Source organism: Xanthomonas sp. 10-10, from assembly GCF_040182365.1.
Taxonomy (GTDB): domain Bacteria; phylum Pseudomonadota; class Gammaproteobacteria; order Xanthomonadales; family Xanthomonadaceae; genus Xanthomonas; species Xanthomonas arboricola_F.
The window spans coordinates 1,308,160-1,321,487 of record NZ_CP144460.1; the positions used below are offsets into that span (position 1 = coordinate 1,308,160).

General features: G+C 62.6%; 6 protein-coding genes. All 6 read left to right on the forward strand.

What is annotated here, in order from left to right:
• Positions 1-141 precede the first annotated feature (141 nt).
• The 6 genes from rpoB to tuf all read left to right on the forward strand — a co-directional run bounded on the left by rpoB (position 142) and on the right by tuf (position 13,180).
• Positions 142-4,293 carry a DNA-directed RNA polymerase subunit beta gene (gene rpoB / locus VZ068_RS05545; protein WP_046964546.1) on the forward strand — a complete coding sequence of 1,384 codons (4,152 nt, stop codon included), beginning with the start codon at positions 142-144 and terminating at the stop codon, positions 4,291-4,293.
• A 100-nt stretch (positions 4,294-4,393) separates the two neighbouring features.
• Positions 4,394-8,611: a DNA-directed RNA polymerase subunit beta' gene (rpoC, locus tag VZ068_RS05550; RefSeq protein ID WP_046964545.1), complete on the forward strand. Its 4,218-nt coding sequence runs from the start codon at positions 4,394-4,396 to the stop codon at positions 8,609-8,611.
• A 221-nt stretch (positions 8,612-8,832) separates the two neighbouring features.
• Complete coding sequence (rpsL, locus tag VZ068_RS05555) at positions 8,833-9,207, forward strand: 30S ribosomal protein S12 (RefSeq protein WP_003469157.1); 375 nt, start codon at positions 8,833-8,835, stop codon at positions 9,205-9,207.
• 12 nt (positions 9,208-9,219) lie between these two features.
• Positions 9,220-9,687: a 30S ribosomal protein S7 gene (gene rpsG / locus VZ068_RS05560; protein WP_005993356.1), complete on the forward strand. Its 468-nt coding sequence runs from the start codon at positions 9,220-9,222 to the stop codon at positions 9,685-9,687.
• A gap of 137 nt (positions 9,688-9,824) precedes the next feature.
• Positions 9,825-11,942, forward strand: a complete 2,118-nt coding sequence (gene fusA, locus VZ068_RS05565) for an elongation factor G (protein WP_259160032.1) — start codon at positions 9,825-9,827, stop codon at positions 11,940-11,942.
• Between the two features lie 47 nt (positions 11,943-11,989).
• Complete coding sequence (gene tuf / locus VZ068_RS05570; protein WP_005993360.1) at positions 11,990-13,180, forward strand: elongation factor Tu; 1,191 nt, start codon at positions 11,990-11,992, stop codon at positions 13,178-13,180.
• The last annotated feature ends 148 nt before the right edge of the window (positions 13,181-13,328 follow it).

Consider the following 13,328-nt stretch of genomic DNA (forward strand, 5'->3'; position numbering starts at 1 on the left):
ACTCCCGGCCTCACCGAGTTGGTAGTTGGAAGTAGCGGGAGAAGGCGTGCTGGTGCCGGCAATACCAGCGACTTCCAACTGACAATTTTGTTATTTCAGGGCCGCCGCGACGCGGCCCCCGCAGCCTAGGGTGAAGACCTCATGACGTCTTATTCGTTCACCGAAAAAAAGCGTATCCGCAAGGATTTCGGTAAGCAGCGCTCGATCCTCGAAGTGCCGTTCCTGCTTGCCATCCAGGTGGATTCCTACCGCGAATTCCTGCAGGAAGATGTGGAGCCGACCAAGCGCAAGGACCTCGGTCTGCATGCCGCTCTGAAGTCGGTGTTCCCGATCTCCAGCTACAGCGGCAACGCTGCGCTCGAGTACGTGGGCTACAAGCTGGGTCAGCCGGTGTTTGACGAGCGTGAATGCCGTCAGCGCGGAATGAGCTATGGCGCGCCGCTGCGCGTGACCGTGCGCCTGGTGATCTACGACCGCGAGTCGTCGACCAAGGCCATCAAGTACGTGAAGGAGCAGGAGGTCTACCTCGGCGAAATTCCGCTGATGACCGGCAACGGTACCTTCATCGTCAACGGCACCGAGCGCGTGATCGTGTCGCAGCTGCACCGCTCGCCGGGTGTGTTCTTCGACCACGACCGTGGCAAGACCCACAGCTCGGGCAAGCTGCTTTACAGCGCCCGCATCATTCCGTACCGCGGTTCCTGGCTGGACTTCGAGTTCGACCCGAAGGACGCGCTGTTCACCCGTATCGACCGTCGCCGCAAGCTGCCGGTGTCGATCCTGCTGCGCGCGCTCGGCTACAGCAACGAAGAGATGCTGGCCGAGTTCTTCGAGATCAACACCTTCCATATCAACCCGGACGAAGGCGTGCAGCTGGAGCTGGTGCCGGAGCGTCTGCGTGGTGAAACGCTGAACTTCGACCTGGCCGATGGCGACAAGGTCATCGTGGAAGCGGGCAAGCGCATCACTGCCCGTCACGTCAAGCAGCTGGAAGCCGCCGGCGTCGCCGCGCTGGCCGTGCCGGACGACTACCTGGTCGGCCGCATCCTGTCGCACGACGTGGTCGATGGCTCGACCGGCGAACTGCTGGCCAATGCCAATGACGAGATCAGCGAAGACCAGCTGGCTGCCTTCCGCAAGGCCGGCGTCGACGCGGTGGGCACCCTGTGGGTGAACGATCTGGATCGTGGCCCGTACCTGTCCAACACCTTGCGCATCGATCCGACCAAGACGCAGCTGGAAGCGCTGGTCGAGATCTACCGCATGATGCGTCCGGGCGAGCCGCCGACCAAGGAAGCCGCGCAGAACCTGTTCCACAACCTGTTCTTCACCTTCGAGCGTTACGACCTGTCCACGGTCGGCCGCATGAAGTTCAACCGTCGCGTCGGCCGCAAGGACGTGCTGGGCGAGTCGGTGCTGTACGACAAGAAGTACTTCGCCGAGCGTAACGACGAAGAATCCAAGCGCCTGGTCGCCGAGCACACCGACACCTCCGACATCCTGGAAGTGATCAAGGTGCTGACCGAGATCCGTAACGGTCGCGGCGTGGTCGATGACATCGATCACCTGGGTAACCGTCGCGTGCGTTCGGTCGGCGAAATGGCCGAGAACGTGTTCCGCGTGGGCCTGGTCCGCGTCGAGCGCGCGGTCAAGGAACGCCTGTCGATGGCCGAATCCGAAGGCCTGACCCCGCAGGAACTGATCAACGCCAAGCCGGTGGCTGCGGCGATCAAGGAATTCTTCGGCTCCTCGCAGCTGTCGCAGTTCATGGACCAGAACAACCCGCTGTCGGAAGTGACGCACAAGCGTCGCGTCTCCGCACTGGGCCCGGGCGGCCTGACCCGCGAGCGCGCCGGCTTCGAAGTGCGCGACGTGCACCCGACCCATTACGGACGCGTCTGCACCATCGAAACGCCGGAAGGCCCGAACATCGGCCTGATCAACTCGCTGGCCGTGTTCGCCCGCACCAACCAGTACGGCTTCCTCGAGACGCCGTACCGCAAGGTGCTGGACGGCAAGGTCTCCGACGACGTCGAGTACCTGTCGGCGATCGAGGAAAACGAGTACGTGATCGCCCAGGCGAACGCGCTGACCGACGCCAAGAACATGCTCACCGAGCAGTTCGTGCCGTGCCGGTTCCAGGGTGAGTCGTTGCTGAAGCCGCCGGCCGAAGTGCACTTCATGGACGTGTCGCCGATGCAGACCGTGTCGGTCGCCGCGGCGCTGGTGCCGTTCCTGGAACACGACGACGCCAACCGCGCATTGATGGGCGCCAACATGCAGCGCCAGGCCGTGCCGACGCTGCGTTCGCAAAAGCCGCTGGTCGGTACCGGCATCGAGCGTGCGGTGGCGCGCGACTCCGGCGTGACCGTCAATGCGTTGCGTGGTGGCGTGATCGAACAGATCGACGCGGCCCGCATCGTGGTCAAGGTCAACGAGGCAGAAATCGGCGGCGGCACCGATGCCGGCGTGGATATCTACAACCTGATCAAGTACACCCGCTCCAACCAGAACACCTGCATCAACCAGCGTCCGCTGGTGAACGTGGGAGACGTGATCGCGCGCGGCGACGTGCTGGCCGACGGCCCGTCCACCGACATCGGTGAGCTGGCCCTGGGCCAGAACATGCTGATCGCGTTCATGCCGTGGAACGGCTACAACTTCGAAGACTCCATCCTGCTCTCCGAGCGCGTGGTGGAAGAGGATCGTTACACCACGATCCACATCGAAGAGCTGACCTGCGTTGCGCGCGACACCAAGCTGGGGCCGGAGGAAATTTCCGCCGACATCCCGAACGTGTCCGAGCAGGCACTGAACCGTCTGGACGAGAGCGGCGTGGTGTACATCGGTGCGGAAGTGCGCGCCGGCGACATCATGGTCGGCAAGGTCACGCCGAAGGGCGAGAGCCAGCTGACTCCGGAAGAAAAGCTGCTGCGTGCGATCTTCGGTGAGAAGGCGTCTGACGTGAAGGACAGCTCGCTGCGCGTGCCCCCGGGCATGGACGGCACCGTCATCGACGTGCAGGTCTTCACCCGCGACGGCATCGAGAAGGACAAGCGTGCGCGTCAGATCGAAGAGTCCGAAATCAAGCGCGTCAAGAAGGACTTCGACGACCAGTTCCGCATCCTGGAAGCGGCCATCTACGCACGTCTGCGCTCGCAGATCGTGGGCAAGGTCGCCAACGGCGGTCCGAACCTGAAGAAGGGCGACAACGTCACCGACGCGTACCTGGACGGGCTGAAGAAGTCCGATTGGTTCCAGTTGCGCATGAAGGACGAAGACGCTGCCGACGCCATCGAGCGCGCGCAGAAGCAGATCCAGGCGCACGAGAAGGAATTCGAAGCACGCTTTGCCGACAAGCGCGGCAAGATCACCCAGGGCGACGACCTCGCACCGGGCGTGCTGAAGATGGTCAAGGTGTTCCTGGCCGTGAAGCGCCGCATCCAGCCGGGCGACAAGATGGCCGGCCGCCACGGCAACAAGGGTGTGGTCTCCAATGTCGTGCCGGTCGAGGACATGCCGTACATGGCCACCGGCGAGCCGGTCGACATCGTGCTGAACCCGCTCGGCGTGCCGTCGCGTATGAACATCGGCCAGATTCTGGAAGTGCATCTGGGCTGGGCCGCCAAGGGCCTGGGTCGCAAGATCCAGCGCATGCTGGAAGCCCAGGCGGCGGTCAGCGAGCTGCGCAAGTTCCTGGACGACATCTACAACCACGACAGCGCGATCAATGCACAGCGCGTGGATCTGTCGCAGTTCAGCGATGAGGAGCTGCTCAACCTGGGCAAGAACCTGATCGATGGCGTGCCGATGGCTACCCCGGTGTTCGACGGCGCCAGCGAAGCGGAAATCAAGCGCATGCTGGAACTGGCCGAGCTGCCGCAGAGCGGTCAGACCCAGTTGTACGACGGTCGTACCGGCGAAGCGTTCGATCGCAAGACCACGGTCGGCTACATGCACTACCTGAAATTGAACCACCTGGTCGACGACAAGATGCATGCACGCTCGACCGGCCCGTACTCGCTCGTCACCCAGCAGCCGCTGGGCGGCAAGGCGCAGTTCGGTGGTCAGCGCTTCGGTGAGATGGAAGTCTGGGCGCTGGAAGCCTACGGCGCGGCCTACACCCTGCAGGAGATGCTGACGGTGAAGTCCGACGACGTGCAGGGCCGCAACCAGATGTACAAGAACATCGTCGATGGTGAGCACGAGATGGTCGCGGGCATGCCGGAATCCTTCAACGTGTTGGTGAAGGAAATCCGCTCGCTGGCGATCAACATGGAACTGGAAGAGTGATCGAGCCGGACCCCGGCGCCGCGATGCGGTGCCGGGAGCCGGAACGCAAGACCCTCGGTTTCATCTCAGATACGAAATTCCTCCGACCCGGAGATATCAAATGAAAGACCTGCTCAACCTCTTCAATCAGCAGCGCCAGACGCTGGATTTCGACGCGATCAAGATCGCGCTGGCGTCGCCGGACCTGATCCGTTCGTGGTCCTACGGCGAAGTGAAGAAGCCCGAAACCATCAACTACCGTACCTTCAAGCCGGAGCGTGACGGCCTGTTCTGCGCCGCGATCTTCGGACCGATCAAGGACTACGAGTGCCTGTGCGGCAAGTACAAGCGCATGAAGCACCGTGGCGTGGTCTGCGAAAAGTGCGGCACCGAAGTCACCCTGGCCAAGGTGCGTCGCGAGCGCATGGGTCATATCGACCTGGCCTCGCCGGTCGCGCACATCTGGTTCCTCAAGTCGCTGCCTTCGCGCATCGGCCTGATGCTGGACATGACCCTGCGCGACATCGAGCGCGTGCTGTACTTCGAAGCCTACGTGGTCACCGAGCCGGGCCTGACCCCGCTCGAGCGCCGCCAGCTGCTGACCGAAGAGCAGTACCTGACCGCACGCCAGGAGTACAACGACGACTTCGACGCCGCCATGGGCGCCGAAGCCGTGTACGAGCTGCTGCGCACGATCGACCTGCAGTCGGAAATGACCCGCCTGCGCGAGGAAATCGCCAGCACCGGTTCGGAAACCAAGCTCAAGCGCCTCACCAAGCGCATCAAGCTGATCGAAGCCTTCCTGGAATCGGGCAACCGTCCGGAGTGGATGGTCATGACCGTGCTTCCCGTGCTGCCGCCGGACCTGCGTCCGCTGGTGCCGCTGGATGGTGGCCGTTTCGCGACCTCGGATCTGAACGATCTGTACCGCCGCGTGATCAACCGCAACAACCGCCTGCGTCGCCTGCTCGAGCTCAATGCGCCGGACATCATCGTGCGCAACGAAAAGCGCATGCTGCAGGAATCGGTCGATGCGCTGCTGGACAACGGCCGTCGCGGCCGTGCCATCACCGGCACCAACAAGCGTCCGCTGAAGTCGCTGGCCGACATGATCAAGGGCAAGCAGGGCCGGTTCCGTCAGAACCTGCTCGGCAAGCGCGTGGACTACTCCGGTCGTTCGGTCATCACCGTCGGTCCGTACCTCAAGCTGCACCAGTGCGGCCTGCCGAAGAAGATGGCGCTGGAGCTGTTCAAGCCGTTCGTGTTCGCCAAGCTGCAGCGTCGTGGCCTGGCCACCACCATCAAGGCCGCCAAGAAGCTGGTCGAGCGCGAAGAAGCCGAAGTCTGGGACATCCTCGAAGAAGTGATCCGCGAGCATCCGGTGCTGCTGAACCGTGCGCCGACCCTGCACCGTCTGGGCATCCAGGCGTTCGAACCGGTGTTGATCGAAGGCAAGGCCATCCAGCTGCATCCGCTGGTGTGTACCGCGTTCAACGCCGACTTCGACGGTGACCAGATGGCCGTCCACGTGCCGCTCTCGCTGGAAGCCCAGCTGGAAGCGCGTGCGCTGATGATGTCCACCAACAACATCCTGTCGCCGGCCAACGGCGAGCCGATCATCGTGCCGTCGCAGGACGTGGTGTTGGGCCTGTACTACATGAGCCGCGCCCTGGAGAACAAGAAGGGCGAGGGCATGGTGTTTGCCAACACCAGCGAAGTGAAGCGCGCCTACGACAACCGCGTGGTGGAACTGCACGCCAAGGTCAAGGTCCGCATCACCCAGGTGGACGTTGACGCCGTCGATGGCAAGCGCACCAGCGGCACCTCGATCGTGGACACCACGGTCGGTCGTGCGCTGTTGAGCGAAATCCTGCCCGAAGGCCTGCCGTTCCAGCTGGCCAACACCGAGATGACCAAGAAGAACATCTCGCGTCTGATCAACTCCAGCTACCGTCTGCTGGGTTTGAAGGACACCGTCGTGTTCGCCGACAAGCTGATGTACACCGGCTACGCCTACGCCACCCGCGCAGGCGTGTCGATCGGCATCGACGACATGCTGATCCCTGACGAGAAGAAGGGCATCCTCACCGAGGCCGAAGCCGAAGTGCTGGAAATCCAGGAGCAGTACCAGTCGGGCCTGGTCACCGCCGGCGAGCGCTACAACAAGGTCGTGGACATCTGGTCGCGTACCAGCGAGCGCATCGCCAAGGCGATGATGGACACCATCGGTACCGAGAAGGTCGAAAATGCCAAGGGCGAAACCATCGACCAGAAGTCGATGAACTCGCTGTACATCATGGCCGACTCCGGTGCGCGTGGTAGCCAGGCGCAGATCCGTCAGCTGGCCGGTATGCGCGGCCTGATGGCGCGTCCGGACGGCTCGATCATCGAGACGCCCATCAAGGCCAACTTCCGTGAAGGCCTGAACGTGCAGGAGTACTTCAACTCCACCCACGGTGCCCGTAAGGGTCTGGCCGATACCGCGCTCAAGACCGCGAACTCGGGTTATCTGACCCGTCGTCTGGTCGACGTCGCGCAGGACGTGGTGATCACCGAAGTCGATTGCGGCACCACCGAGGGGTTGATCATGACCCCGATCGTGGAAGGCGGCGACGTGGTGGAGCCGTTGAAGGAGCGCGTGCTGGGTCGTGTCGTGGCCGAGGATGTGTACCTGCCGGGCAACGACGAAGAACCCATCGTCACCCGCAACACGCTGCTCGACGAAGCCTGGGTTGCCAAGCTGGAAGACGCCAGCGTGCAGTCGGTGAAGGTGCGCTCGACCATCAGCTGCGAGTCCTCGTTCGGCGTGTGCGCACGTTGCTACGGTCGCGATCTCGCACGCGGTCACCAGGTCAACATCGGTGAAGCGGTCGGCGTCATCGCCGCCCAGTCGATCGGCGAGCCGGGTACCCAGCTGACCATGCGTACGTTCCACATCGGTGGTGCGGCATCGCGTGCGGCGGCAGTGGACAACATCACCGTCAAGACCACCGGTTCGATCAAGTTCAACAACCTGAAGTCGGTCGAGCATGCCAATGGCTCGCTGGTTGCGGTCTCGCGTTCGGGCGAACTGTCCGTGCTCGACGGCCACGGTCGCGAACGCGAGCGTTACAAGCTGCCGTACGGCGCCACCATCACCGCAAAGGACGGCGATGCGGTCAAGGCCGGGCAGGGCGTGGCCAACTGGGATCCGCATAACCACCCGATCGTATCGGAAGTGGCCGGTTTCATCCGCTTCATCGACTTCGTCGACGGCGTCACCGTCATCGAGAAGACCGACGAGCTGACCGGCCTGGCGTCGCGCGAAATCACCGACCCGAAGCGTCGTGGTGCACAGGCCAAGGAACTGCGCCCGATCGTGCGCATCGTCGATGGCAAGGGCAACGACCTGACCATCCCGAACACCGATCTGCCGGCGCAGTACCTGCTGCCGCCGCGCTCCATCGTCAACCTGCAGGACGGCGCTGCCGTCGGCGTGGGCGACGTGGTTGCGAAGATTCCGCAGGAAGCGTCCAAGACCCGCGACATCACCGGTGGTCTGCCGCGCGTTGCCGACCTGTTCGAAGCACGCAAGCCGAAGGATCCGGCGATCCTGGCCGAGCGCTCGGGTATCATCAGTTTCGGTAAGGACACCAAGGGTAAGCAGCGCCTGATCATCAAGGACACCGATGGTTCGGAACACGAAGAGCTGATCCCGAAGTACCGCCAGATCATCGTGTTCGAAGGCGAGCACGTGACCAAGGGCGAAACCGTGGTGGACGGCGAGCCGAGCCCGCAGGACATCCTGCGTCTGCTGGGTGTCGAGCCGCTGGCCGCGTATCTGGTCAAGGAAATCCAGGACGTGTATCGCCTGCAGGGCGTGAAGATCAACGACAAGCACATCGAAGTGATCACGCGTCAGATGTTGCGCAAGGTCGAGATCGTCGACCAGGGCAACAGCAAGTTCCTCAACGGCGAGCAGGTCGAGCGCCAGCGCGTCATCGAGGAAAATGCACGTCTGACCACGCGCAACGAACTGCCGGCCAAGTACGACCCGGTGTTGCTGGGTATCACCAAGGCCTCGCTGGCCACCGAGTCGTTCATCTCGGCGGCGTCGTTCCAGGAGACCACCCGCGTGTTGACCGAGGCTGCCGTGCGCGGTACCCGCGACAACCTGCGCGGTCTGAAGGAAAACGTGATCGTGGGACGTCTGATCCCGGCCGGTACCGGTCTGGCGTATCACGCCGGCCGTCGCAAGTCTTCGGGTCTGACCGACTCGGAAATGGAAACGCTGTCGGGCAAGCCCGCAGTGGCCGAACCGGTCGCAGCCGTGGCCGACGCTGGCGCGGACGAGGAGTAAGCGCTCCGACGGCAGTCGCAAGACTGCCGTAAGCCAGGCGAAAAGGAGGGCAGGAGGCCCTCCGTTTTCCGGCCTTTGGATGGGCCAGCAGGGTTAGGTTTCCGTGAAGTTGACGGAGTTTCGTCCTGCCAGCTATACTTCTCTGTCTCGGTGGGCCGTTTCGCGGCCTGCCTTCGTTTTCATGCAAGGCCGTTTCGGCCTCCAATCAGAAGAATCGACTGATGGCAACGATCAATCAGCTGGTCCGCAAGCCCCGGCAAGCGACCACCTACAAGAGTGCCTCTCCGGCACTGGACAAGTGTCCGCAGCGCCGTGGCGTCTGCACACGCGTCTATACCACTACCCCGAAGAAGCCGAACTCGGCCCTGCGTAAGGTCGCCAAAGTGCGCCTGACGAACCAGGAAGAGGTCATCAGCTACATCGGTGGTGAAGGCCACAACCTGCAGGAGCACTCCGTGGTCCTGATTCGTGGTGGTCGCGTCAAGGATCTTCCCGGTGTGCGTTATCACACCGTCCGTGGTTCGCTGGACGCCGCCGGCGTCGCAAAGCGCCGTCAAGGTCGTTCCAAGTACGGCGCCAAGCGCCCGAAGAGCTAAGGAAATACTCCAATGTCCCGTAAAGGTTCTACTCCGCAGCGCACCGTCCTGCCTGATCCCAAGCATGGCAGCGAAACCATTGCCCGCTTCATCAATATGGTGATGCAAAGTGGCAAGAAGTCGGTTGCTGAGAAAATTGTCTATGGCGCGATGGACGTCATTGGCGAAAAGAATCCGAATGCCGTCGAGCTGGTGCAGAAAGCACTGGACAACGTGGCCCCGGCTGTCGAAGTCAAATCGCGTCGCGTCGGTGGTGCTACCTATCAGGTGCCCGTCGAAGTGCGCTCCTCCCGTCGCATGGCGCTGGCAATGCGCTGGTTGATCGATTCCGCGCGCAAGCGTGGCGAGAACACCATGCCGCGCAAGCTGGCTGCAGAACTGTTGGACGCCTCGGAAAGCCGTGGCGGCGCGATCAAGAAGCGCGAAGAGACCCACCGCATGGCGGAAGCGAACAAGGCGTTCGCACACTACCGCTGGTGACCTCGGGGGCCTTGGTAACGGGGCCCTTCAGCACCATATGAGTGCTGTTTGCGACGCTTCTCGCGTCGCATCCAATCCGAAGGCCGCCGAAAGGCGGCGTTCGGCCATCCGAAATCCAAGAAATTGAGAGGCTCCCCGTGGCCCGCACCACCCCTATCGAGCGTTACCGCAACTTCGGCATCATGGCCCACATCGATGCCGGCAAGACCACCACTTCCGAGCGCATCCTGTTCTACACCGGTGTCAGTCACAAGATCGGCGAAGTCCACGACGGCGCTGCAGTGATGGACTGGATGGAGCAGGAGCAGGAGCGTGGTATCACCATCACCTCCGCTGCGACCACTGCGTTCTGGTCGGGTATGGACAAGTCCATGCCGCAGCACCGCTTCAACATCATCGACACCCCCGGGCACGTCGACTTCACCATCGAAGTGGAGCGCTCCTTGCGCGTGCTCGATGGTGCGGTGTTCGTGCTGTGTGCCGTCGGTGGCGTGCAGCCGCAGTCCGAGACCGTGTGGCGCCAGGCCAACAAGTATTCCGTGCCGCGCATGGCCTTCGTCAACAAGATGGACCGTACCGGTGCCAACTTCGACAAGGTCGTTGAGCAGCTGAAGGCCCGTCTGGGTGCCTACGCCGTGCCGATGCAGGTGCCGATCGGCGCCGAAGACGGCTTCGAGGGCGTGGTCGACCTGCTCAAGATGAAGGCGATCCATTGGGATACCGCCTCGCAGGGCACCACCTTCGAATATCGCGATATCCCGGCCGATCTGGTCGAGACCGCGACCGAGGCGCGTTCGTTCATGGTCGAGGCGGCTGCAGAAGCCAGCGAAGACCTGATGGACAAGTACCTCACCGAAGGCGACCTGACCGAAGAAGAGATCCTGCAGGGTCTGCGCGAGCGCACCCTGAAGGTCGAGATCGTGCCGGTGTTCTGTGGTTCGGCGTTCAAGAACAAGGGCGTGCAGGCCATGCTCGACGGTGTCGTGCACCTGCTGCCGTCGCCTGCCGATCGTCCGCCGGTCCAGGGCATCGATGAAGACGAGAAGGACGACACCCGTCCTGCCACCGACACTGCGCCGTTCTCGGCGCTGGCGTTCAAGATCATGACCGACCCGTTCGTGGGTTCGCTGACGTTCTTCCGCGTCTACTCGGGCACCCTGAATTCGGGCGACCAGGTCTATAACCCGGTCAAGTCGAAGAAAGAGCGCGTGGGCCGCATCCTGCAGATGCACTCCAACAATCGGGAAGAGATTAAGGAAGTGCGCGCTGGCGACATCGCCGCTGCCGTGGGTCTGAAGGATGTCACCACCGGCGACACGCTGTGCGCGCAGGACAAGATCATCACCCTGGAGCGCATGGTGTTCCCGGAGCCGGTGATCTCGATGGCGGTGGAGCCCAAGACCAAGTCGGACCAGGAAAAGATGGGCATGGCCCTGGGCCGTCTGGCGCAGGAAGATCCCTCGTTCCGCGTCAAGACCGACGAAGAATCCGGCCAGACCATCATCTCCGGCATGGGCGAGTTGCACCTGGACATCATCGTCGACCGCATGCGTCGCGAGTTCAACGTCGAGGCCAACGTCGGCAAGCCGCAGGTGGCGTACCGCGAAACGATCCGCAAGTCCGACGTCAAGTCCGACTACAAGCACGCCAAGCAGTCCGGTGGTAAGGGGCAGTACGGTCACGTGGTGATCGAGCTGTCGCCGATGAGCGAGGAGGATCGCAAGAGCGACAACGTCAAGGACGATTTCCTCTTCATCAACGACATCACCGGCGGCATCATCCCGAAGGAATTCATCCCCTCGGTCGAAAAGGGCCTGCGCGAGACGATCACCAGTGGTCCGATCGCCGGCTTCCCGGTGGTGGGCGTGAAGGTCAAGCTGGTGTTCGGCTCGTACCACGACGTCGACTCCTCGGAAATGGCGTTCAAGCTGGCCGCGTCGATGGCGTTCAAGCAGGGCTTTGCGAAAGCCAGCCCGGTGTTGCTGGAGCCGATCATGAAGGTCGAAATCGTCAGCCCGGAGGATTACCTGGGTGACGTGATGGGCGACGTGAGCCGTCGTCGTGGCGTGCTGCAGGGTCAGGACGACAGCCCGTCGGGCAAGATCATCAACGCGATGATCCCGCTGGGCGAGATGTTCGGCTACGCGACCTCGCTGCGCTCGATGAGCCAGGGTCGTGCGACGTTCTCGATGGAATTCGACCATTACGAAGAGGCACCGGCCAACATCGCCGACGCCGTCACCAAGAAGGGCTGAGTTCGCTCAGCCGCTTCAAAAATTTTCCAATTAGAGGTAGATAAGTCATGGCAAAAGCTAAATTCGAGCGCACCAAGCTGCACGTCAATGTCGGCACCATCGGTCACGTTGACCATGGCAAGACCACGTTGACCGCTGCGCTGACCAAGATCGGTGCAGAGCGTTTCGGTGGCGAGTTCAAGGCGTACGACGCGATCGACGCAGCGCCGGAAGAGAAGGCGCGCGGCATCACGATTTCGACCGCACACGTCGAATACGAATCCCCGAACCGCCATTACGCTCACGTTGACTGCCCCGGCCACGCCGACTACGTCAAGAACATGATCACCGGTGCGGCGCAGATGGACGGCGCGATCCTGGTGTGTTCGGCCGCTGACGGCCCGATGCCGCAGACCCGTGAGCACATCCTGCTGTCGCGTCAGGTCGGTGTGCCGCACATCGTCGTGTTCCTGAACAAGGCCGACATGGTCGACGACGCCGAGCTGCTCGAGCTGGTCGAAATGGAAGTGCGCGAGCTGCTGAGCAAGTACGACTTCCCGGGCGACGACACCCCGATCATCCATGGTTCGGCGCGTCTGGCGCTGGACGGTGATCAGAGCGACATCGGCGTGCCGGCGATCCTGAAGCTGGTCGATGCGCTGGACAGCTTCATTCCGGATCCGACCCGCGACGTCGATCGCCCGTTCCTGATGCCGGTCGAAGACGTGTTCTCGATCTCTGGTCGCGGCACCGTGGTGACCGGTCGTATCGAGCGCGGCATCATCAAGGTCGGCGACGAAATCGAAATCGTCGGTATCCGCGACACGCAGAAGACCACGGTCACCGGCGTTGAAATGTTCCGCAAGCTGCTGGACCAGGGTCAGGCGGGCGACAATGCCGGTCTGCTGCTGCGCGGTACCAAGCGTGACGACGTCGAGCGCGGCCAGGTGCTGTGCAAGCCGGGTTCGATCAAGCCGCATACCGAGTTCGAAGCCGAAGTCTACGTGCTGTCCAAGGATGAGGGTGGCCGTCATACCCCGTTCTTCAAGGGCTACCGTCCGCAGTTCTACTTCCGCACCACCGACATCACTGGCGCCTGCCAGCTGCCGGAAGGTGTGGAAATGGTGATGCCGGGCGACAACGTGAAGATGGTCGTGACCCTGATCAACCCGGTCGCGATGGACGAAGGTCTGCGCTTCGCCATCCGTGAAGGCGGCCGTACCGTCGGCGCCGGCGTGGTTGCCAAGGTCATCAAGTAAGCAATACCTGCAGTTCGGCGGCTTCGGTCGCCGACGCAATCTAAGGGGTCGGCGCAAGCCGGCCCTTTTTTTGCGTTGGAGTGCGGGCGGGGTGTCGGATTCTTTTTGGTTAAGCGCTTGCGCACCTAAATCCGCATCGCTATAATGC